Consider the following 21708-nt stretch of genomic DNA (forward strand, 5'->3'; position numbering starts at 1 on the left):
TGTATCCTCCTAAAAGTTTTGCGAGCGTCTGCTCCTTGTATTCACTTCAAGCAAAACTCACTTCGTAAGCATAGGCTTAAGTTTTGTTAAGCAATACTAGCCCTGGCCGATAATTAACGCCCGCTTCACACCCGAGATTGCCTTTAGACTATCCAGTAAATCGCCTAATTCTTCATTTAAATGAGAAATTTCAACAGAGATCACCACGTTGGCCCGCCCCTGCAGCGGGATACTCTGGTGAATCGTCAGCACGTTGGCCCCGTGGACAGCTACTGAACCCAGCACTTTAGAGAGCATACCTGATTCGTGCTCCAGATCTATCGAGATGGTTACTATACGCTCACGTTCCAGCTGATGAATTAAATGAATTCCGTCTTTGTATTTATAAAAAGCGCTGCGGCTAAGCCCAACCTGCTCCACGCCCTCGTGTACCGTTTTGGCATCTCCTGCTTCCAGCAGCTGCTTGACCTGCATGGTCTTCAGTACAGCATCGGGCAATATGTCCTCCCGGACCAAATAATAGCGTTCTTTCACGAACGTCCTCACCCCAAAGACTTTTGTATGTACATAGTGGACATTATACGGGATTGAAGACTTAAATTGCAACACTTTTTCCTCTGACAGCATGTGACCTTGAATTTTCAAAAAAGGCTATTCCACCCGTTAATCAGGAGGAACAGCCTTCACTTAACTGTAAGAGACGGTCGTACCGCAGTAGTCACAGCTCTTGGACTGAAGAGGGGAGACTGTATTCTGCGCACCACAGCCAGGGCAGCGTATGGACTTCGGCTGCTGCTGCGGTCTTGGCGGCTGATATACCGCTTGTCCGCCCGGGGAAGAAAATGGCGATGAATCCGCCTGATTAACCGGAGCATCAGGCTCAGTATCCGCTCCCTCACTGAAGAGCAGCCCGGAGTCCAGCACCCCATACTTCTTGAGGTAGATCAGATCTCTGTTCACATCGCTCTCACTTTGGCCGGTACGGTCAGCCAGATTCCCAATATAACGTACTCTTCCCGCAGTAATTAGCTGCACATATTGATTAGCCAGCTGTGAGAAGCGGAATCTGGCTTTGGCCGCCCTTTTGGCAAAAGCTGACGCGGGCAGGAGCAGAACAAGGGCAAAGAGGATTAACATTATAATTAACGTCATGACATCGATCCCGTCGTCACTATATATCGAATAAAGGATAAAGCCCATCATCTGTACAAAACCCCCTACAAAAACATGATACAGCAGGCTGTAGTTGACGGGTTTGCGGTAATTTTTGTAATGTGTTCCAAAGAAGCGGATCAAAGCAAGCACAAGGCCGATTGGCATCACAAGGTAGCCCACTCCAATAGTTACATAGTCAAATGTTGTCCGCTCATATTTGGGCAGACCGTCAGACGGCTGGCCTTCCCGGCCCGGCAGCAGTCCCTCTAGCTCATTCACGATACCCATTCCGTAATCTTCCTCCTATTTAAGTGCCGCCAGCTCCCGGTTGCGCCGCTGGAGCGTGCCGGCAATACTATCCGTCAATTCCTGTGTTTCCGCTTCCCAGCCGCCTGGCGGCTCCTTCAGTACAAGCAATAAGGCAACATGATCATGAAGCAGAGAAATCTGCTGGCTTATCATATCCTCGGTTGCGGCCAATTCCGGATTCGAAACCGGATCACTGTACTGGAACCTTTCCTCTAAGGAACCCACCAGCTCAGTCAAACGAATGGATTCCGGATGCTTCCAGCTCCCCGCAAGCTCTCTAATCTCTCGCAGTTCCTGCCGGTAACGCCGCAGATTCCTTGAGGCATCGGCATCCCTCTGTTCCTGTGACGCTGCATTCCGGCCATATAACCCTATCGCTTCCAGAACAGCCACAGCAGTAACCAACACAACTAGCTGCACTCCCGCATACCAGAGCGGGCTCAGTTCCAGAATCCAGTCAAGCAGCACAGCTAAAGCAATTACCACGAATACATATAGGGCAACAATCCAAGCCCCGCTCAGGAGTAGCGGTGAAGTCCTGCTGACATCAGGAGCGGAACGCAGCCAAAATACGCAATAACCATATACGGCAGTCTCAGCAATGCATACGGCAAGCAGAGTCACTATGAAACGCACCAGCGACTCAGAAAATCCAAGCATGAAGAAGGAGAAAACAGTGACCGCCAGAACAGCAGCATAAATGACAGTGATAAGCCCCGTGTAAGACCTCTGTTTATTCATCCGGCTCACCCATTAGCCGCCCTTGTTCCGCATTCCGCGCAGAATTTCTGTCCGGGCTGCAGTTCATGCCCGCAACCCGTGCATTTAATGATCAGGCTCTCCCCGCAGTGCGGGCAGAATTTGGCGCCGGGAATTACCGGCTTGCCGCAGCTGCGGCAAGTACTGCTAGCTGCAGCAGGCACCGGCTGCAGGCTCTGACCGCAGCCGGTACAGAACCGAGCATCTGCCGGGTTAAGCGTTCCACAGCCTGCACAGGATTTGGAATTTGTTCCCGGTGCTGCCGCCGTACCGCCGTCCAGTGACATGCCGCGTGTCATCCTGTTCATCATATCAGTCGCAGGTCCGGCAAGGCCAAAGCCCATACCGAGCCCCAGGCCGGTATTCATCATCCCGGCGCCTAAATTACCCGGATTCCCTGCGGCTTCCTCCATGGTATCGAAGCTGCGTTCCTGCTGATAGGTGAAGCCGATGATGTCCATCTCTGCTTTTTTGGCTAAAGCCTCTTTCAATCGGAGTATGGCCGGATCATTATCAGGAATGTTAATGGAATCAATAAAGAAATTATTCAGCTCGATCCCGCTATCCAGGAAGGACGACGCCAGACGGCCTTGTATATGCTTCGAAATTTCTACGACATAGGCATTGATCTCCAGAATGCTGATTTTTTTGTGCACCAGATAAGAAGAGATCAGTTCATTAATATTGGACATCAGCAGCCCGCGGAAATAACTCACCATAGTGTCCTGATCAAATAAAGGCAGCGTCCCCACCAGCTTCAGCAGGAATTTGCGGGGATCCTCAATCTTGACTCCGAATTGGCCGAAGGCGCGGACAGAGATCATGATTTGGTATTTGGGATCCTGCAGCTGCAGCGGCGAACTTGTCCCCCACTTGACGTTCATAGAGTTCATCTTGTTCACGAACCATATTTCCGCTGTAAACGGTGATTTGCCGCCGAACGGCAGATTCACTACATTCGACAGAATCGGGATGTTCGCCGTGCTGAGCGTGTGACGTCCCGCTGTGAAGGAATCGAGTGCCTCACCGCCTTTGAACAGAATCGCCTCCTGGGATTCATTCACAATCAGCTGTGTCCATGTGCCCAGCTCCTGATTAGGATATTTCCAGGCGAAGACGCCTGCAGGCCCGTCATATTTGACTACTTCAATAATTGCCATCTGCCTATTCCCTCTTTCATGACAGGTTTGTATTTATATTATCGGTTGGTTCAGCTGGAAATTAGTGCTTATTGCCCTTAATTATATACGGGGATTTCCTTATTTGGATTCGGTTGCAGATAAATCCGTCCGCCCATGACCTATTCCCGTTCTCGGGCCCACATATGATTGTAGTAAATTTAGCCAAATATTTAAAGCAGACTTTATAAAAAGCAGTTCTTTTATTCCCCTGTCTATTAAAAAAGCCGGCTGTGTCCCCTCACGGGAAACACAGCCGGCATATTCAAAGCCGCTTGACAGCATTCAGCAACAAGCGCAGATATTAATAGTAGCTGCTGTTCTCAACAAACTCGAATTCGAAATCAGCAATGCGCACAATAGTGCCTTCTACAGCACCGCGCTTGCGCAGTTCGGCATCCACACCCATATGACGCAAGGTACGGGCCAGCTTGAGGATAGCATCATGTGTACTCAGCTGCATCCGCTTCAGCATCCGCTCAATACGCGGACTGGTGACTACAAATGCTTCATTGTCGCGGGTAATGGTGAAGGAATTATCTTCTTCCGCTTCCAGCTTGTACACCTTGCGCTCAGTAGTTTCAGCCACTTCTTCAACGACCGGTGCGACAGGAATACTATCCAGCACGTCCGTTGCCCGGTAGAGCAGTTCCTGCACTCCCTGACGGGTAAGCGAGGATATCGGCATGATTTCAAGATCCGGACGAAGCTCCGCCACACGCTCGCGGAAGGCGGCAAGATTCTCTTCGGAATCAGGCATATCCATCTTGTTCGCCGCAACAATCTGCGGACGGTCAATCAGGGCAGCGTTGTATTGCCTCAGCTCGTCATTAATCATCACCCAATCCTCGAAGGGATCACGGCCTTCAGAGCCGGACATATCCACGACATGAATGATGATACGTGTACGTTCAACGTGGCGCAGGAACTCATGTCCAAGCCCCACACCTTCACTCGCACCTTCAATCAGGCCCGGCAGATCCGCCATAACAAAGCTGCGGCCATCCCCAACGTCAACTACACCAAGGTTTGGTGTAATTGTTGTGAAGTGATAGGCACCAATCTTCGGCTGGGCAGCAGATACTACCGACAGCAATGTAGATTTACCCACACTCGGGAATCCTACCAGACCTACGTCTGCCATTACCTTCAGTTCCATTACGATATAACGCTCCTGGCCTTCTTCGCCGTTCTCGGCAAGCTCCGGCGCAGTGTTGTTTGCAGTCGCAAACCGGGTATTCCCCCGGCCGCCACGGCCGCCGCGGGCCACAACGACCTGTTGTCCATGACGGGTCATATCGGCAATGATCTCCTGGGTATCATCATCGATCAGCACAGTTCCCGGAGGAATGCGCACGATCATGTGATCAGCGTTCGCCCCGTGCTGGCTCTTATTGCGTCCCTTAATTCCCTTATCGGCCTTGAAATGGCGCTGATAACGGAAATCCATCAGTGTACGCAAGCCTTCATCTACCCGGAAAATCACATCTCCGCCGCGGCCGCCATCTCCGCCGGCAGGACCGCCCTCCGGTACATACTTCTCACGGCGAAACGCCACGAGACCATCTCCGCCGTCGCCGCCCTTAACATAAATCTTAGCTTTATCTACGAACATTAATGTTCACCTTCCTTACATCTCCAGCGGTAAACGCAGTTCTACATAGCTTGTGCTCGGCTGAAACTGCTCCGCCTTCATGATTTTTCCTTGTACTATATTATAAATTTGCCCCTGCAGCAGTTCGGGATTGCCATGATCTCCCTCACCTTCGAAAGAGATAAGAATGTCTCTTCCCTCCTGTGAAAATCCGAGCCGAAGCTTCCGCGCTTCTCCTTGCGGTGCAAGTCCGCTGTACTGATACGCCCTAACGGTCTGCATAATCACAGACGTCAGCTCATCGCCTGTTTCGGGACTGAGCTTGTCCTCCAGCTGTAGCCCTTCTTCCACCTCTATTTCCAGCTCCAGGCTGCTTCTGTAGGTACGGAAGGATTGCAGGTAGAATACCAGTGAAGGAACCCCCAGTTTGGCGATACGGCTGTCCAGCGCGATACGCTCCTTTATTCTTTCCACACATAACACGGATTTATCAGGCTTGCCCAGCTGGATATATCCGTAAAGCACCTGCAGATCGTTCATCCAATCATGACGATGGTGATTCAGTGTCCGGTTTGCCGCCTGCTGCAGAGTCTTCTCCTGTATACGCAGTTCCTCTTCATAATGACGCCGGTTGTAAAGAAAGCTGAATGCAAGCACTGCCGCTACCCATACACCGAGCAGCAGGCATGTGAAAAGGGAGGGTTGCCAATACACGAGACCTAAAGGAAGCACTGCGGATAACATGACTGCCCAGACAATAATTTTCCAGGATTTCATTCTTTCTCCCCGTCCCTCGGTTCGCAAAATTCATTCCAATGTAGCGGTTGCTTATCTTGCTTGATATTTTCCATTTCCCAGTATAACACAGGCTTTCCCTGCAATCACCAGCATTCCTGCCGGGTGTTTGACTTGAATTCTATAGGTGCGAATATTTTCAAAAAAAGCCCCCGGCACTCATGCCGGAGGCTTCTCATCTAAATAGGTTCCGAAAGCTTACGCTTCCAGTGCCGCTGCTACCGGAGCGACATCAACCGGATACACGCTCACTTTTTTGCGATCGCGACCCCAACGTTCGAACTTCACTACGCCGTCCACAAGTGCGAACAGTGTATCATCCTTACCGATGCCCACGTTAGTGCCCGGGTGGATTTTTGTTCCGCGTTGACGAACCAAGATGTTGCCGCCGGTTACTGCTTGACCGTCAGCACGTTTCACGCCAAGACGTTTAGAGTGGGAATCACGTCCGTTCTTTGTGGAACCTACACCTTTTTTCGATGCGAATAATTGAAGATCCAATTTCAACATGTTGTCAACCTCCTTCTTCAAATAATGACTTCCTGTATCTGAACAAATTTTCTGTAAGATTTAGCGATATCTTTGAGCATCAGCACCATGGATTCCAGCAAAAGCTGCACCTTGGCGGAGACTTCAGGATCATTCACGGGAACCAGGGTTCCACTCAGAAAACCATCCTTCATCGAAGTATCCAGGACTACACCGGTCAGGCTTTCAATCGCATTCACAGTTCCAACCGTAACGGTCGAAACACCCGCGCAGACGATGTCTTTACCATTCCTTGCGTATTCCGCATGCCCTTTGACGGCAAAACCGACAATGACACCTTGAGCAGAAGCCCGTGTAATCCGCACGTTAATCATTAACGCACCTTCTTACGCCTGAATCTTCTCGATAGTTACTTTGGTGTACGGTTGACGATGGCCTTGTTTCTTGTGGTAGTTCTTCTTAGGTTTGTATTTGTAAACTACAACCTTATGACCTTTACCATGTTTCTCGACTTTGGCTGTTACAGACGCGCCGCTTACCAGCGGAGTTCCTGCAGTCAAACCACCTTCGTTAGAAACAGCCAAGACACGGTCAAACGTTACGCTTGCGCCGTCTTCAGCTTCCAGCTTCTCAATGAACAACACGTCGCCCTCTTGGACTTTGTATTGTTTACCGCCAGTTTCGATAATTGCATACATTGTACTTGCACCTCCTCATGTCTCAGACTCGCCTAGTCTAGGTGGCAACCCCCGGAGGAATTGCACTTGATATACCCGATCGGAGCGGTTACAGCATGTGCAGGAATTTAACAACCAAACACATACTTGAAGATATTATCATACTAATTAGCCTAAGTCAAGTAGAAAGCGGCTTTATCATCCTTTTAACAGACGGTACCTTCTTAGCGTGAAAAAACTGCCCTACTCCAGCCATGTCCCTACTTTGCCGGTCCCGCCGCAGCATTGACAGATCACCGGAGCAAATCCGGCCGAATCATGCCTTGCCTTCTTGCGGGTCATTTCCAGCAGGCCCAGATGGGTCCAGCCGAGAATATGCGTCTTGGTGCGGTCACGGCTGATGATGCTCTCCAGCTTCGCGATGACCTGCTTCCGGTGCTCCTCCCGCTCCATGTCAATGAAATCAACGATAATAATGCCGCCCGTATCCCGCAGACGGACAAGCCGCCCGATCTCTTCCGCCGCCAGCAGATTGGTCCGTGTTACAGTATCCTCGAGGTTCGTCCCGCCGGTGTACTGAGCCGTATTCACATCAATAACGGTGAGCGCCTCTGTCTCATCCCAAATGAGCGTAGCCCCGCCTTCAAGGATGATTTTGCGGCTGAAGCTCTTATGGAGCTGATCTCCCACACCATATGCCGAGAAGATGGACTCTTGTCCACGGTAGAATCCTACAGGCTTGTACCCTTCGGGAGCCATATCTGTAAGGAATGCTTCCGCCTCTTTAACCGCCTTGGCCGAATCAATCATCAGCTCATCACGCTGCGGGTTGAAGGCATCCCGGATAAACCGCTGAACGATGCTCAGATCACAGTGCAGCAAAGCCGGCGCGTCCGCTTCCTTAGCCCGCCGGGTAATTACTTCCCACTGGGCCCGCAAAAAGGCCAGATCCCCTTCAACAGCCTCCACAGGCTCGTCTTCGGAGACTGTACGCATAATGATTCCTTCTTCACCCTGGCGCAACCGTTCGCCGATTCCTTTAAGCCGGCTGCGCTCGGATTCGCGGCTGATTTTTTTGGAAACCCCGACATACTCGGCAAAAGGCATATACACCATCCAGCGTCCGGGCAAGGTATAATGGGTAGTCACCCGCGCCCCCTTGCCGCCACGCGGCTCTTTTCTAACCTGGACGACGATCTCCTGACCGGGCTGCAGCAGCGTCTCAATAGAGGGCTTCACCTCCGGCTGCTTCTCCAGATGGGGATGCAGCACATCGTCTACATACAGAAAGGCATTCTTTTTCTGTCCGATATCTACAAAAGCCGCCTGCATACCCGGCAGCACATTCATAACCCGACCTTTATAATAACTCCCGACCAGACCTTGCTGCTGATCGCGTTCAGCCGCATATTCCACCAGCCTCCCGTTCTCCAGAAGTGCCATACGAGTAATATGCTGTGTGCAGTGAACGATCATTTGTTTCATGGCTTCACCTCTGGTTTGAATCATTCTAGCTTTATATTCCGAAATAAGAAGAAATCAGACGCTGCTCAGGGAGAACAGCCACTATATCCCTGTCATCGTTCATTACATAGATAAAATGATAATGGTTACGTTTAAATAGACGCAATATATCATCCAAAGGTTTCGCAGAGAACGCAACTATTGGCCGGGCAACGCTCTCCGACTGCAGGTACCGCTCATAGATCTGTTCCCTGTTCATCAAAAAGGCAACAAACCGGTAAGGCAGGTTGCGCTGGTCCGTTACATTGGAATAGAGCAGAAAGGCACCAATCATCAGCAGGTTAAGACGGAGTCCGCCGCCGGTTCCCAGCGGAAGCAGGGCGAACACCACAACAAGCAGACTGGCCGCAATACTGACTCTGCCGATCCACAGCAGGGTGTAATAATACGGAAGCAGCAGGCTTAGAGCTGCCTGCAGGATTTTGCCTCCGTCGAGCGGAAGCACCGGCAGCAGATTGAACAGCGCGATCATGGCATTGGCCCCGATGAAATAATCCAGATAAGCACTGCTGCCATACTCCGCTTGCTTGAGCGCCAGCGCCAGCAGGATCATAATCCCGTTCTGAAGCGGTCCGGCAACGGCAATCCCCATTTCACGTCCGGCTGTTAGCCGTCCATGATCCTCTATGACCGCAACTCCCCCGAACGGCAGCAGCTGCACGGACTTGACGGTAACCCCGGTCAATAGTGCCGCACATACATGTCCGAGTTCATGGATAAATACAATTGAAAACAGAGTAATAATTTCAAGGAACTGTCCGGTAAGCACGGAGAAAAACAGAATCAGCACGAAGAGCGGATGCAGAGACAGCTCAATACCGAAGATCCTAATCAAACGATACCACTTCAGCAGGATCAATATAAGACTTGTCTTTCATAATCGCAAAAAAAAGCATCGGAATCTGTGCATCCTCTGTCCCCTGAATCCAGCCTACTGCATCTCCGCTCTGTACCCAGTCATCCACCGCGAGCCGCGTCCCGCTCAAATGGCCGTATTCCGCCGTTATATTTCCGGTATGGCGGACGGTGATCCGGATGCCTCCCTGTGCTTCTTTGGACACGGACAATACGCGGCCCGTATCTACACTTTCTACTGTGACACTCGAGCCTGAATCATCTGCCGGTATCACTTCGACCCCCTTAAGGGACGCGGCAAAGGGACGCACAATGCTTCCCTCCAAGGGGGCGCTCAGTTCATGAACGGCTGTCACTTTCTCTGCCGGCACCTCTTTATCTCCGAAGATCGGAATGAACGAAGGGGCTCCATTGAAATGCTCCTCATACCACACCTGCACTGCAGCGAAATCCATATCATTACTGAGGGCGCCAGTGATGAAATACTGCGACTTCACGGCCCACGGCTCACTCACTGCGAAGATTCCCCACACCGCTCCGAAGACCAGCAGGCTGGCTATCGTCCTCCGCATGAAACCTGCGCCAAAGCGCGGCCCATCCCCGCCTTCGTCCTCCCAGCTGCTGCGCTGCTTCTTCCACATCACCTCAGGATCAGGTTCCGTTGAAGCAGTGAATTCATTTCGGGGAGCCGCCCCCCATTCCCTGAATGGGATAGTGTTGTCAGGCAGCGTGAAAAGCGCAGGCGCTGATCCGGCTTCGGTCTGATCCTCTAATAAGCTCTGTATACGTTTCTTACGGCGATTTTTGATATCTCTCTCGTATTCCATATTGATCCCTCCGGACGGGCTTGTTTTACTTCCATTTTATGAGTAGCGGAAGCTGCTTTAGAACAAGCCCTGGGGGGAGATAACTACCAAGCGTAAGTGATTGTACCGGCCTTACTCCGTATATTCGCACAAAAAAACCCGCCAAGGATTTCTCAGCAGGCGGGTTAAGACGAAAGATCGCTATAAACAAGTGCCTGGCCAGGGTTCAGCCCATTCCAAAAAATTTCTTGAACTTCTTAAAAGCACCCGGTTTCTGGTCCAGCTGCATCAACGGCACCGCATCGCCAAGAATACGCCGGGCAATATTGCGGTAAGCAATTGCTGCTGAAGAATTCGGATTCATCACGGTAGGTTCACCGCTGTTCGCCGCCTTGATGACCAGCTCATCATCAGGTACAATCCCGATCAGATCAATATTGAGCACCTGCAGAATATCCTCGATATCCAGCATATCGCCGGATCTCACCATACCCGGACGGATACGGTTGACCACCAGCTTCGGCGATTCCACATGTGACTGCTCCAGCAGACCGATGATCCGGTCCGCATCCCGCACCGCAGCATGCTCCGGAGTAGTGACCACAATAGCTTTGTCGGCCCCTGCAATGGCATTGCGGAAGCCGTGTTCAATCCCGGCCGGACAATCGATCAGAATATATTCGTATTCCTTCTTGAGTTCAAGAATAATATCCTTGACCTGCTCCGGTGTGACTGAGGTCTTGTCTTTGGTCTGGGCTGCAGGCAGCATATACAGCTCTTCAAAACGCTTGTCTTTGACCAGCGCCTGATTCAGACGGCAGCGGCCTTCCGCCACATCCACAAGATCGTAAATGATCCGGTTCTCCAGCCCCATGACTACATCCAGATTCCGCAGTCCAATGTCAGTATCGACCAGACATACTTTTTTGCCCTGCAATGCAAGCGCGGTCCCAATGTTGGCTGTTGTGGTTGTTTTGCCAACTCCGCCTTTGCCCGAGGTTACGACAATCGCTTCTCCCATGGAGGCTACACCCCTTTAAACACATTTAAATCCTGACGTAATTTGACTATATTATGAATTTTGTCGATTTGCATAGCACCGTCTGATAAATAGGCAAATTCCATGCTGCTCTCCCGGGTTCCCCATTCGTCCGGCGGTCTGCTGATAATATCAGCAATCCGGAGCTGGGTAGGAGCCAGCAGCGAAGCCGCAATAATCGCTTCCTGATTGCCGTTGATTCCGGCGTGTGCCATCCCTTTAAGCGCTCCAAGAATATAGATATCCCCCGAGCAGGTAATGGTTCCCCCCGGATTCACATCGCCGAGAAACAGCAGATTGCCCTCATGATGCAGTACCTGGCCGGAACGGAGCATTCCGCTCATCATAAATAATGCTTCCGTATCCTTCTCTTCAGGGTCCTCCAAGGCTTCAACGGAACGGATTAATAAATTCCCCTGGCTTTTGAGGATATCCAGAACTGCCTCTTTATCTTCTTCGGTAACAGGACGGTTGCCCAGCTTGATGTCCACATGCACAATCGGTCCGGTCAGAATATTTTGATGGCTGTGCTCCAGCTTATAGCGAAGCTCGCTTAAGAGATCTTCAAAGGGACACTTGTCGTCTAGCAGGAATACCAGGCCATCCTTGATGCCCTTAATCCTTACATGCTTGGATTTAACTGTCATATGCCTGTCCCCCCATCCTCATTCATTCGTGCCGGGCCGGGCAAATTCCTTCTTTATGGGATAAGAAAATGCAGCAGCGGCTTAAGCAGCTTCTTCTTTGCGGGTCTCTTTCTTCAGCAGCTCCAGCTGGCGCCGGAGCGGGATGTAGAGAAGCAAGCCGATAGCAAAATGAAACAGCATAGTAGGCAGCATATGGTGCAGGAGCGCCCAGTTATAGGGTTCTTTACTCAGATTAAAGACACTGTAAATGGCAAAAAGCATGCTGTCCTCCAGCAGGCTGCCCAGCAGCACCACCGTCATCATCAGCGGCAGCGGTGCACGCGGAATCTGGAATATCAGACCAATCAGATATGCGGATAATCCCATTGCAAAAGAATGTGCCCCAAGAATGCGGCCATAGAACACCACGTCATGCAGCATTCCGAAGGATAAACCAAGAATAAGTGCCGTATGCCGGTGATGGTATACCGTCACAAACAGGATTACAATGAACACGAGATCAGGGATAATCCGCATCTCCCAGGCATTCGGAATCAGCCAGGGGAGAATAGTGCCTTCAAGGATAAATAAGAGGAACAACAATAGAATTAGAACGGATCTGCGCATCCTCACTATTCCGCACGCTCCTCCGTAAAGACAACGAAGAGTTCCTTCCAGTCCTGGAATCCTGCCGCCGGCTTAATGATTGCAGTAGAGGTTAAACCAAACTCCCCAGTCTTCACCTCTTGAACCGTACCGATGGTCATTCCGAGCGGATACAGTCCGCCGATGCCGGAAGAGATGATCAGGTCATCCTTGGCAACCGGATTTCCTGCCGGAATTTTGTTCATCATCAGCATACCGGTCTGCTGGTCGTATTTCTCAATCATCCCAAAGGTTTCGCCTTCCTTGTTGAACACCGTTGCCGCAATCGCCGGCTGGGAGTTGGGATCATTGATATCCATCATCGTCATCAGCTTGACGGTGGAGGTGAAATTACTCACGTTACTTATTACTCCAACGAGTCCCTCAACGGAGGTCACGGACATATTCAGCTTAATGCCGTCCTTAGCCCCGAGATCAATGACCAGCATGTTGTTGCTTGGCTCTGTCGTCAGGCTGACTACGTTAGCGATATGATACTCATAGTTATACAGATTCTTTTGAGCTTCAGTGAATTGAAGATCTATTTTATATTGCTCATTCCGGGCTTTAATGAAGTTATACTGCGCCTTATCCCGGGCGTATTGCGCCGCCAGTATTTTGAGCCGCTTATTCTCTTCAGCCAGATCATGCAGGTTCCCGATATCTTGGAACAAGCCCGCTACGTATCCAGCGGGCTTGTAGAACAAATTCTGCACGAATCCGGTCGTATCTCTGAGGAAATTCTCCGGCCAGGACAAGTTTTTCCTCTGTCCCAGGCTGAAGCCCATCACCACGATAAACATGACCAGTGTAATCAGCAATATAAATAAACGTTTATTATTAAACAGCTTAAACAGTTTCAACACCCTCTAACAACCGAATTTCTCCCACATCAGGGGTTGACGTTCACAGGTCAGAATTGTCCTAGCGTTTGGAACGGAGACTCGAACTGCTGCGGCTCTTGAACAAATGAATATTCTCGAGTGCCTTGCCTGTACCAATAGCTACACAGTCCAGCGGATTCTCGGCAACGATAACCGGCATTCCGGTCTCACGCGCCAGCAGCTTGTCCAGGTTACGTAAAAGCGCACCGCCGCCTGTAAGCACAATACCGCGGTCCATAATGTCGGCAGCAAGCTCAGGCGGACATTTCTCCAGCGTTACTTTTACAGCTTCAACAATAGCATTCACTGTATCCGACAAAGCTTCACAGATCTCATCAGAGGTAATAGTCAGCGTCTTAGGAAGTCCCGTTACCAGATCGCGGCCGCGGATTTCCATAGTTTCGGCTTTCTCGAGCGGCAGAGCAGAACCCACATCCATCTTCAGCTGCTCCGAAGTGCGTTCCCCGATCATGAGATTATACTGGCGTTTGATATATTGGATGATGGATTCATCCGCTTCATCGCCGGCTACGCGGACAGAACGGCTTGTTACGATACCGCCGAGTGAGATGACCGCCACTTCGGTAGTTCCGCCGCCGATATCCACAACCATGCTTCCTGTAGGTTCCCATACCGGGAGATCTGCTCCGATGGCAGCGGCAAAAGGCTCTTCAATGATATAGGCCTCACGCGCTCCCGCCTGCTTCGTTGCATCTTCAACGGCGCGTTGTTCAACAGCCGTAATTCCGGATGGTACACAGACCATGACATTCGGGTGGCGCTGGAACATCGAGCGCTGCTTCTGTGCCTGGCGGATAAAATATTTGATCATTGTTGCCGTAGTATCAAAATCGGCAATGACCCCGTCCTTCATCGGACGAATGGCACGAATGTTGCCCGGTGTGCGTCCGATCATTTTTTTGGCGGACTCCCCTACAGCTTCAATCGTCTTAGTATCAGTATTAATGGCTACCACGGAAGGCTCTCTTACAACAATCCCTTTACCGCGCACGTAGACAAGCGTATTCGCTGTCCCCAAGTCAATTCCTAAATCTTTCGTAAAACCACCTAACATCTTGTATGCTCCTTTTCCTTGTGGATCTAGACAATTGTATTACATATAACCTTTTTCTTTCAAACTTACAAAGCTGCTGTCACCAATGACCAGGTGATCCAGCACGTCGATGCCGACAATTTCACCTGCCTGTATCAGCCTTGAGGTCAAGGAGATGTCTTCAGGACTTGGCGTCGGATCACCGCTCGGATGATTATGTGCGCATATAATAGCTGCGCTGCTGCATTTCATGGCTGCCCGGAACACCTCGCGGGGATGCACAATGGAGGCGTTAAGGCTGCCCATGGACAATGTTTCCTGCGCAATAACATGATTCTTCGTATTCAGAAACAAGCAGATAAAATGCTCCTTCTGCAAATAACGCAGCTGCTCGGTCAGAATCTCCGCCGCGTCCTGGGGACTGCGGATGATAACCGGTTCTGTAAGCCGGGAGTTCGCCATCCGTCTTCCCAGCTCTATGCCTGCTTTCAGTTGCACGGCCTTGGCAGGGCCAATGCCTTTGATTGTTGTCAGTTCTTCAATGCTCAGGTCCGCCAGCCCGCGGAGGCCGCCTGTAATCCCCAGCAACCGCTGGGCGATATGAATAGCCGATTCACTCTGCGCACCTGTGCGCAGCAGAATTGCCAGCAGCTCCGCCTGACTTAATGATTCCGCCCCATAATGCATCATGCGCTCTCGTGGTCGTTCTTCATGGGGGAGGTCACGCAGCATAAATGTTTGCGACTCCATCCCTAACCCTCTTTCTTCCTGCTATCCTTGCCGGTTCAGTACAGAAATGCCGAACCCGGACAACATGCCGCTTAGCAGCGACAACGGCAGACCGACCACGTTAAAATAACAGCCTTCAATTTCGTCCACCAGGGTGGCACCAAGCCCTTGTATTGCATAAGAGCCGGCTTTGTCGGCAGGCTCCCCGGTCGCTATGTAGGCGCAGATTTCATCTTCGCTCATTGCTCTCATAGTTACAGAGGTTACCCTGTGATCTACCAGGGTCCGACCCTCTGCGAGACCGATACAGGCCACCCCGGTATATACCTGATGTGTCCTTCCCTGCAGCATGGCCAGCATCTTAGCGCTGTCCTGCTCGTCCACCGGCTTGCCGAGCACCTTGTCGTCAAGCACGACAATCGTGTCGCTGCCGACAATAACAGCATCCCGGTCTCCGGCTGCAGGGAGTACTGCCTCCGCTTTGCGCACCGCCAGATTACGCACGATGGTCTCAGGCGTCCATTCCGGCGGCGTACTCTCATCAGCATCACTGACCAGAACCTCGAAAGGCAGGCCAAGCGAGGCTAACAGTTCACGCCGCCGCGGCGAACCCGAAGCAAGAATAATGTGTCGCGTGTTGTTATGCTCCACTGTAATAAACGTCCCTTCTAGATGCCGGCAGCGAACGCTACAGTCTGCGGTACAGCCATACAGCTGTTATCATTCCGGCAAGACTGAGCAGGCACAATTTCAAATGGATAGTGATGTCATAGGTTATGATGTCCAAATCAGCTTGCGGCGACCACTTGAGTACAGTCGAGGTTGTAAGAAAAGACAGAGCTTTTACAGGTTCCAGCAGCTTGGCAATCCATGCTCCGGCCAGCCAGCCCAGAATTAGAAATAACAGCAGTGTTCCTACATTTTTCTTCTTCATTTTGGTCTTCCCTCGCCATTTTTTGACACCCTAATTATTATACGGTGAAACGGAGTTCAATACAAACGCAAAATCCGTTCAGGGAATGTTTACCACAGCCGTGCCGCATAAAGCCCGATTTCACCAGTCTCCGCCGGGTGTGGTCCACTAACATTATCCGACTCCGGCACAATAGGCAACTGATTTATCATGCAGCAGCTATACTGGCGAGAAACACAGCAATCCCCCGTCCGGCAAACAGCCGGTACGGGGGATGGGCAACATCTTATTCAATGGGGTGAACGTTCAGCTTATCGCAGACAGCAGACTTTTCTGGCCGGTCAAAAAGCTCATCATAGCCTCCTGCACTTCCCAGAGCAGGCCCTCTGCCTTATTCTTGCCGTACTCGTTCAGTGCGGATATTCCCCGGCTCATGGATTTCTCCAGCCCGGTGGCAATACTCTTCCCTTCCGGAGACAGCCCGGACTCGAGCTGCTTGACGGTTTCGGTCCACTGCATATGAAGATCACTTACCGCTGAGCTGTCTGTACCGCTGGCCATACCGCTCAGCAGCGAAGCAGACAGGCCGCTCAGCTCACTCAACAACTGGCTGCTGACTGCAAAATAGCTGTCCACTGCTTCCGCCGTTCCGTTATAGCTGACCTGATCCACAGCGGGCAAGGCCACTTCCCTTACATACAGCTCGATGCCCTGATTCTTCAGACCGCTGCTGAGCAGCTTGGCCTGCTCGCGCTCAGGCGACATCCCGGCATACACCCGGTTGCCGTCCGCTGGGTCCAGACCTGCGGCAAGCCCTGCGGCAAGCAGCTCCTGCTGAGCCTGCGCAGCACCAGCCGGTGTGCTGAATACGCCGTATTGGAGCAGATAATAGCTCTGCGCCGCAATCTGTACCGGAACATGCACTGCCACCGCTTCACCGGTTCCTTCAACCGGCACGCCTGTGATATCTGCTTCCGCTCCCCCGCCAGTGTCATTCTGGCTCTGAACGATCCCCGTCTGAACAGCGGAACTGCCGCTTCCATTCCCGGTGCCCGTCCCTCCGCCGCTGATGAAGGACAGCGCTGCATAGCCGAGCAGGATTCCTGTGCCTAATGCTCCTGCTACTGACAAAGCGAACTTCCACCAATAAGAAGGGCGGCGGGTATGGTAGGAGCCTCCATACAGATTCCCGTGTGTGCTGAACTGCCCGAACCGTTCCTGCTCAGCGCCCCGCTCATCCTCAAACAGCGGGTAGTGCTCACCTGGTGGTGCATTATCATCGTCCCTGTAAACCTCCGCATAAACTGGAATTGTGCGCGTACTTGAGTCTGGGAGATATGAATACTGTCCAGTATCATACTCTCCATCTGAATCATCCCAGTTGCGGCGGCGCGGACCAGAGGATTTCATATAAGATACTTCAGCTGCACGGGGGATTTCCACCCGCTCCAGATCAACTATATATTCATCTGCACGGAGATTCGGGGCCGTTCTGATCTCCTCACGCTGTTCCCTGTCCTCAACCTCCAAGGCTCTAACAGGTTCTCTTCCTATACGGCGGTCTGCCATTTCCGCCTTACGTTCTGCCGTCTCCCTATCAAACCGGAATGTCATTCTTCCGCTATTCAATGCTCCCACCTCGCTATCTTCAGTTCTATACTGAAATATATGATAGATGTGAGATGGATATGCTATTTTAATATATTTACACCAAACTAAGTACTTTCTCCCTGACCCCTTCCGCCGCGTAATGCTTGAGCAGTGTCCGGTAAGCCTGATCCGCAATAATGGAGCCCAGCTCAGGCGTTGTCAGCAGCTTCACCAGCTGGCCGGCAAAGACTGCACTCGTGCCTGCGAGCAGAATATCCCGTCCCGTCTCACAGATTAATTCCTCCGAACCGCTCAAGCTGCAGACGACCGGCGTCCGCAGCGCCCAGGCTTCCAGGATCTTAATCTGCCCCCCGCAGCCTTCGCGCAAAGAAGCTACCACGGCGCTGGCCCGCCGGATGTAATCGGCTGTATGTTCAAATTCCCTGACAATTTCAATAGAAGCATCATTGCGGGCCAAGGCGGCAACCTCCGGATGTACTTTATCGCTAATCATATAGCACCGGAAATCCGGCACCTCAGCTTTGACCAGCGGGTATATCTTCTTTAAGAACAATAAAGCCACATTCTTGCCCTGGCCGGTATTCATATTCCAATGAAGGACTATGGATTTCTCCTTGATTACGGTCTCACCGGAGGCATAAGCAGGCTCCTTCAGGTCAATGTAAGGCGGAATTACATGCACCTTGCCTGCATCCGCAAAGGATAATGCCTTAAAAGAAAGGGCATCCCATTCTGTAGCGGTCAGCAGCAGACTGGTCTTGTTCATTAATCGGCGCTCTTCCCGGCGGATCAGTGCGGCATTCAGCTTATGATAGCTTTTGCTAATTCCGCGTTTGCCGGCTGCCCTATTCTCCAGCATTCTGCTCCCGAAACGGTGGGCATCTGTAATGATGACGGCCTCCGGAAGCATTGAGGCTACAATATCCAGGCAATTACTCAGCATATAATACGAAATAAACACATGACTGTATGTATTCAAGCGGCACATTTCTGTGATTTCCGCCCGCAAAGACTTGTCAGTACCGATCAGCGGAGAATGTGAGCGCAGCTTGTTCAGCGGGTGCAGCAGTGACCTCTGTGAAGCAGAAGACCTCTTCACCTGGTGCACCGTAAGCGCAGGTCCAGACTCTACCACTGGCTCCCGGCGGCAATGACAATACTCGAGCAGATCAATATCAAACCGCTCCAGCAGAATATCAAGAAAATTCTCTGTTCTTATTTCTCCTTCTAAATCTTCGGGATAACGACTCTGGGCTGATAGGAACAGCATTTTCTCTCTCATGGCTATAGCTCCTTGGTTCTATGTAAATGGTTATTATTGTATACAAAGAAAAATAGGCCGGATTACATCCAGCCTTCATTTATGAATCTTTAGATGTAGATCAATAGTAACGCAGTTCCCGGAAAAAGATTGTCGATTTATGGGATGAAATAATATTTTTTTTGTATTCCCCTTACAATTAGACAAGACTTAGCAGCTTTTCCCGGACACTTTCCGCCTCATAGTTAGCCAGCAGGGTCTGGTAGGCACGGTCCGCAAGCACTACTCCCTTTTCGTGATCCTGAAGTAATTGAGTCACGCTTTCGGCAAACGTAACCGGATCATCGGCAATCATAATATTCGCGGAATGCTCATACAGCAGCCCTTCTGCTCCTTTGGTGCTTGAAACGACAGGAGTCTTGAGCGCCCAGGCCTCCAGTATCTTCAGGCGTGTTCCGCTGCCCTCCTGCAGAGGGGCAATCACAACCTGCGCCTTCCGTATATAGTCCGCCACACTGTCCACATATCCGGTGATGATGATGGAAGGGTCCTGGTCCGCCAGAGCGGCAACTTCCGGATGCACATCCCGGCCGACGATATACCATTTGATGCCCGGAACCTTGGCTTTGATAAGCGGATAGATCTGACGGTAGAAATAGGTAGCTGCATTAATGTTCGGGAAGTAGTTCATATTGCCCGGAAGAATAATCCACGGCTCTTTCGGAAAAAGCGTATTTGTCCGATAATCGCCCATACGGATGAAGTTAGGGATTACGTGGACCTTGAAAGAATTTTTAAAAGAAAGTGCCTTAAAGCTCAGCCCGTCCTGTTCGGATGTTGTAAGCAGCAGATTGGTCTTGTCCATCAGCTTAAGCTCATCTCTGCGCGTCCATACCGCATTAAGGGAATAAAAGAGTTTGGCGATCCCCCTCTTCCTGCGGGCAAGCTGTGCAGACAATCCGCTCTCGAAGTTATGCGCGTCCGTGATTATAACAGTGCCAGGCAGGGAACGGCGCACAATGTCAATGCAGCAGCCGAGCAGACTGTGCGAAATAAAAACATGGCTGTACGCATGCTGTACGCAGAGCTCTGTAATCTTCTCTTTCATATCCACATCTACATGGCTCATATAAGAGCAATTGCGCCATTTGTACAAGGAGCGAAGCATCGCCTTGCGGTAATTCATTGTGCGCTTCACCTTATGCACGGTAAGGGACGGTATGGCCTCCGTATCTTTGGAACCTGAATACGTTAAGAGATCCACATCGTATTTGGCGAGTAAAATATTCAGAATATTGCCCGTTCTCAGCTTGCCACCGCTATCCTGCGGAAATGGATTCTCTGCAGATATGAACAGCAATTTTTCCCTCATGGCTTTTTCTCCTACTCTCCATTTATCTGTCTGTGTCTGGCAGTGCCAGGTATCTAGCATATATTACCCCAAAGTTCTGCGGAGTTTTGTCGTTTCTTGGCTAATGCGAAAATAATTTCAAAAAACTGTCATTTCACGAAGCCCGGACACAAAAACAGCGCTGCTCCAGTAAAGGGAGAAGCGCTGTTTTTCCTGATTTATGTGATTTTATTTAAATTGCAGTTTAGACTTATGGTCAGTACATTCAGGAATGTACTTCAAGCTCCCTCGCTGCATGGCCTTGGCTGCGGACCACACAATTGCGTCCGCGCTGCTTCGCCTGGTACAGGGCGGTATCGCTCAGTTTGTACAAGGTATTGAGCGGGACGCGCTCGCCCGAGACGATCGTAATCAGACCGATGCTCACTGTATACGAGAGCGTTATCCCATCAATGGTGGCGTCCAGCACGGACCGGCGCAGCCGCTCAGCCACTTCCCCACTCGCTTCCTCATCCGCCCGGTGCAGCAGCACAGCGAATTCTTCGCCGCCGAACCGTCCGAACAGGTCCCCGTTGCCAAGCTGGCGCTCAATTCTGCGGGCAAAGTCGCGCAGCACCTTGTCACCCGTGTCATGGCCATAGGTATCATTCACCTGTTTGAAATGGTCCACATCCAGCAGCAGGAAAGAGAAGGGCGCGATCTCCTTGGCAGCCGCAGCAATCAGGGGCCGGGCACGCAGCACGAAGGCTCTGCGGTTAAGAATGCCGGTGAGCTCATCGTATGTGGCTGCACGCTCCAGTTCAGCATAGGACTGCTCCCTGGAGAGCAGCATGAAGCCGGCGGTTCCGAGAAACATCAGCAGGTATATTCCAATATAGAAAAAGACTTGCATCCACTCACCAATGGGTGAGCCCTCAGGCGGAGGATATACCAGTCTGCTTGCATTGCAGAGCATCGAGAGGATAACAATTCCGTAGAGCAAGCCCATAATTTCCTGAAGCGGTGTTTTTTTCACTTTCCAGCATAGCATATACGCAGGATAGATCAGCAGCAGTGCCCCGGCAAGCGAGGCAGCTGCAATTAGCCGCGGTACGTCCGGAGACAGCAGATACAGGAGGAGCAGAGCAAGTGCGGCACATCCGGTTAGTGTATAATAAATCCGCTTTATCCGTTCGGAATGGACCTCCAGCATCTTGAGCAGCGCGAAGATTTCTGCGGTTCCACCGGCCAGATTCAAGAGAATAATGCAGGGAAGCACAACCTTAAATTCACGATATTCCCTTAACAGCAGAAGGATCATAATCACCAGCTGCAGAATTTTGGCGGTCAGGAACAGCAGGGATGTACCATCTTTCGGATAACGCGACCGGTAAGCCAGAGTGAGCATAACCGTAAAGAAATTACCAAAAAAGAGACACGCCAGCAGTGTCTTGAAATCCAAACTGGCAGCCATA

The 21708-nt window shown here is 51.1% G+C and carries 24 protein-coding genes and 1 other annotated feature; all 24 genes read right to left on the reverse strand.

The window, feature by feature from the left end:
- Window positions 1-96 precede the first annotated feature (96 nt).
- Window positions 97-534 (reverse strand): ACT domain-containing protein, encoded by a 438-nt coding sequence (locus P40081_RS28860; RefSeq protein WP_039300484.1) that lies wholly within the window; start codon window positions 532-534, stop codon window positions 97-99.
- Window positions 535-687: 153 nt separating this feature from the next.
- Window positions 688-1443, reverse strand: coding sequence for a hypothetical protein (locus P40081_RS28865; protein WP_042139576.1), 756 nt, complete (start codon window positions 1441-1443; stop codon window positions 688-690).
- Between the two features lie 15 nt (window positions 1444-1458).
- Window positions 1459-2205, reverse strand: a complete 747-nt coding sequence (locus tag P40081_RS28870; RefSeq protein WP_144026194.1) for a hypothetical protein — start codon at window positions 2203-2205, stop codon at window positions 1459-1461.
- A 5-nt stretch (window positions 2206-2210) separates the two neighbouring features.
- On the reverse strand, window positions 2211-3383 hold the full coding sequence (locus P40081_RS28875) for an SPFH domain-containing protein (protein ID WP_042139578.1): 1173 nt from the start codon (window positions 3381-3383) through the stop codon (window positions 2211-2213).
- A gap of 322 nt (window positions 3384-3705) precedes the next feature.
- The gene (obgE, locus tag P40081_RS28880) at window positions 3706-5016 is read right to left on the reverse strand and encodes a GTPase ObgE (protein WP_042139579.1); all 1311 of its coding nucleotides are present in this window, start codon (window positions 5014-5016) and stop codon (window positions 3706-3708) included.
- A gap of 15 nt (window positions 5017-5031) precedes the next feature.
- Window positions 5032-5772, reverse strand: coding sequence for a Spo0B domain-containing protein (locus tag P40081_RS37100; RefSeq protein WP_042139580.1), 741 nt, complete (start codon window positions 5770-5772; stop codon window positions 5032-5034).
- 216 nt (window positions 5773-5988) lie between these two features.
- On the reverse strand, window positions 5989-6300 hold the full coding sequence (gene rpmA / locus P40081_RS28890; protein ID WP_020429282.1) for a 50S ribosomal protein L27: 312 nt from the start codon (window positions 6298-6300) through the stop codon (window positions 5989-5991).
- A gap of 17 nt (window positions 6301-6317) precedes the next feature.
- A complete protein-coding gene (locus P40081_RS28895; protein ID WP_042139581.1) occupies window positions 6318-6653 on the reverse strand; it encodes a ribosomal-processing cysteine protease Prp in 336 nt (111 codons plus the stop codon).
- A 12-nt stretch (window positions 6654-6665) separates the two neighbouring features.
- Window positions 6666-6977, reverse strand: coding sequence for a 50S ribosomal protein L21 (gene rplU / locus P40081_RS28900; RefSeq protein WP_036698983.1), 312 nt, complete (start codon window positions 6975-6977; stop codon window positions 6666-6668).
- A gap of 14 nt (window positions 6978-6991) precedes the next feature.
- Window positions 6992-7077 (reverse strand) — a sequence feature (ribosomal protein L21 leader region).
- 122 nt (window positions 7078-7199) lie between these two features.
- Entirely contained in the window at window positions 7200-8441 is a 1242-nt protein-coding gene (locus P40081_RS28905; protein ID WP_039300508.1) for an Rne/Rng family ribonuclease, read from the reverse strand.
- 31 nt (window positions 8442-8472) lie between these two features.
- Window positions 8473-9315, reverse strand: coding sequence for a M50 family metallopeptidase (locus tag P40081_RS28910; protein ID WP_042139582.1), 843 nt, complete (start codon window positions 9313-9315; stop codon window positions 8473-8475).
- Complete coding sequence (locus P40081_RS28915; RefSeq protein WP_042139583.1) at window positions 9308-10162, reverse strand: M23 family metallopeptidase; 855 nt, start codon at window positions 10160-10162, stop codon at window positions 9308-9310. Before P40081_RS28915 ends, P40081_RS28910 begins: the two co-directional genes overlap by 8 nt.
- Window positions 10163-10367: 205 nt before the next feature.
- Window positions 10368-11162: a septum site-determining protein MinD gene (gene minD / locus P40081_RS28920; RefSeq protein WP_042139584.1), complete on the reverse strand. Its 795-nt coding sequence runs from the start codon at window positions 11160-11162 to the stop codon at window positions 10368-10370.
- Window positions 11163-11167: 5 nt separating this feature from the next.
- A complete protein-coding gene (minC, locus tag P40081_RS28925) occupies window positions 11168-11827 on the reverse strand; it encodes a septum site-determining protein MinC (protein WP_042139585.1) in 660 nt (219 codons plus the stop codon).
- Between the two features lie 81 nt (window positions 11828-11908).
- The gene (mreD, locus tag P40081_RS28930) at window positions 11909-12439 is read right to left on the reverse strand and encodes a rod shape-determining protein MreD (protein ID WP_081970209.1); all 531 of its coding nucleotides are present in this window, start codon (window positions 12437-12439) and stop codon (window positions 11909-11911) included.
- Window positions 12439-13317 (reverse strand): rod shape-determining protein MreC, encoded by an 879-nt coding sequence (gene mreC / locus P40081_RS28935; RefSeq protein WP_042139587.1) that lies wholly within the window; start codon window positions 13315-13317, stop codon window positions 12439-12441. The genes mreD and mreC overlap by 1 nt, the downstream gene beginning before the upstream one ends.
- A gap of 58 nt (window positions 13318-13375) precedes the next feature.
- Window positions 13376-14410, reverse strand: coding sequence for a rod shape-determining protein (locus P40081_RS28940; RefSeq protein ID WP_039300524.1), 1035 nt, complete (start codon window positions 14408-14410; stop codon window positions 13376-13378).
- 39 nt (window positions 14411-14449) lie between these two features.
- Window positions 14450-15139 carry a RadC family protein gene (gene radC / locus P40081_RS28945; RefSeq protein WP_042139588.1) on the reverse strand — a complete coding sequence of 230 codons (690 nt, stop codon included), beginning with the start codon at window positions 15137-15139 and terminating at the stop codon, window positions 14450-14452.
- A 21-nt stretch (window positions 15140-15160) separates the two neighbouring features.
- Window positions 15161-15769: a Maf family protein gene (locus P40081_RS28950; protein ID WP_042139589.1), complete on the reverse strand. Its 609-nt coding sequence runs from the start codon at window positions 15767-15769 to the stop codon at window positions 15161-15163.
- Window positions 15770-15806: 37 nt separating this feature from the next.
- Window positions 15807-16052, reverse strand: a complete 246-nt coding sequence (locus tag P40081_RS28955; RefSeq protein ID WP_039300531.1) for a DUF4321 domain-containing protein — start codon at window positions 16050-16052, stop codon at window positions 15807-15809.
- 285 nt (window positions 16053-16337) lie between these two features.
- Window positions 16338-17660, reverse strand: coding sequence for a hypothetical protein (locus tag P40081_RS28960; protein WP_052422063.1), 1323 nt, complete (start codon window positions 17658-17660; stop codon window positions 16338-16340).
- Between the two features lie 76 nt (window positions 17661-17736).
- Window positions 17737-18924: a glycosyltransferase gene (locus P40081_RS28965; protein ID WP_042139590.1), complete on the reverse strand. Its 1188-nt coding sequence runs from the start codon at window positions 18922-18924 to the stop codon at window positions 17737-17739.
- Between the two features lie 178 nt (window positions 18925-19102).
- Window positions 19103-20275 carry a glycosyltransferase family 4 protein gene (locus P40081_RS28970; protein ID WP_042139591.1) on the reverse strand — a complete coding sequence of 391 codons (1173 nt, stop codon included), beginning with the start codon at window positions 20273-20275 and terminating at the stop codon, window positions 19103-19105.
- 244 nt (window positions 20276-20519) lie between these two features.
- Window positions 20520-21707 (reverse strand): GGDEF domain-containing protein, encoded by a 1188-nt coding sequence (locus P40081_RS36770; RefSeq protein ID WP_052422064.1) that lies wholly within the window; start codon window positions 21705-21707, stop codon window positions 20520-20522.
- Between the last annotated feature and the right edge of the window lies 1 nt (window position 21708).

The organism is Paenibacillus sp. FSL P4-0081, from assembly GCF_000758565.1.
GTDB classification, from domain to species: domain Bacteria; phylum Bacillota; class Bacilli; order Paenibacillales; family Paenibacillaceae; genus Paenibacillus_AQ; species Paenibacillus_AQ phytohabitans.

What these genes read in the sequence shown, in the direction of transcription:
- P40081_RS28895 (WP_042139581.1), bottom strand. Translation starts at nt 6,653, where the DNA reads ATGATTAACGTGCGGATTACACGGGCTTCTGCTCAAGGTGTCATTGTC.
- P40081_RS36770 (WP_052422064.1), bottom strand. Translation starts at nt 21,707, where the DNA reads ATGGCTGCCAGTTTGGATTTCAAGACACTGCTGGCGTGTCTCTTTTTT.
- P40081_RS28865 (WP_042139576.1), bottom strand. Translation starts at nt 1,443, where the DNA reads ATGGGTATCGTGAATGAGCTAGAGGGACTGCTGCCGGGCCGGGAAGGC.
- P40081_RS28940 (WP_039300524.1), bottom strand. Translation starts at nt 14,410, where the DNA reads ATGTTAGGTGGTTTTACGAAAGATTTAGGAATTGACTTGGGGACAGCG.
- rplU (WP_036698983.1), bottom strand. Translation starts at nt 6,977, where the DNA reads ATGTATGCAATTATCGAAACTGGCGGTAAACAATACAAAGTCCAAGAG.
- rpmA (WP_020429282.1), bottom strand. Translation starts at nt 6,300, where the DNA reads ATGTTGAAATTGGATCTTCAATTATTCGCATCGAAAAAAGGTGTAGGT.
- P40081_RS28915 (WP_042139583.1), bottom strand. Translation starts at nt 10,162, where the DNA reads ATGGAATACGAGAGAGATATCAAAAATCGCCGTAAGAAACGTATACAG.
- P40081_RS28970 (WP_042139591.1), bottom strand. Translation starts at nt 20,275, where the DNA reads ATGAGGGAAAAATTGCTGTTCATATCTGCAGAGAATCCATTTCCGCAG.
- radC (WP_042139588.1), bottom strand. Translation starts at nt 15,139, where the DNA reads ATGGAGTCGCAAACATTTATGCTGCGTGACCTCCCCCATGAAGAACGA.
- obgE (WP_042139579.1), bottom strand. Translation starts at nt 5,016, where the DNA reads ATGTTCGTAGATAAAGCTAAGATTTATGTTAAGGGCGGCGACGGCGGA.
- P40081_RS28870 (WP_144026194.1), bottom strand. Translation starts at nt 2,205, where the DNA reads ATGAATAAACAGAGGTCTTACACGGGGCTTATCACTGTCATTTATGCT.
- P40081_RS28965 (WP_042139590.1), bottom strand. Translation starts at nt 18,924, where the DNA reads ATGAGAGAGAAAATGCTGTTCCTATCAGCCCAGAGTCGTTATCCCGAA.
- P40081_RS28875 (WP_042139578.1), bottom strand. Translation starts at nt 3,383, where the DNA reads ATGGCAATTATTGAAGTAGTCAAATATGACGGGCCTGCAGGCGTCTTC.
- minC (WP_042139585.1), bottom strand. Translation starts at nt 11,827, where the DNA reads ATGACAGTTAAATCCAAGCATGTAAGGATTAAGGGCATCAAGGATGGC.
- P40081_RS37100 (WP_042139580.1), bottom strand. Translation starts at nt 5,772, where the DNA reads ATGAAATCCTGGAAAATTATTGTCTGGGCAGTCATGTTATCCGCAGTG.
- minD (WP_042139584.1), bottom strand. Translation starts at nt 11,162, where the DNA reads ATGGGAGAAGCGATTGTCGTAACCTCGGGCAAAGGCGGAGTTGGCAAA.
- P40081_RS28955 (WP_039300531.1), bottom strand. Translation starts at nt 16,052, where the DNA reads ATGAAGAAGAAAAATGTAGGAACACTGCTGTTATTTCTAATTCTGGGC.
- P40081_RS28905 (WP_039300508.1), bottom strand. Translation starts at nt 8,441, where the DNA reads ATGAAACAAATGATCGTTCACTGCACACAGCATATTACTCGTATGGCA.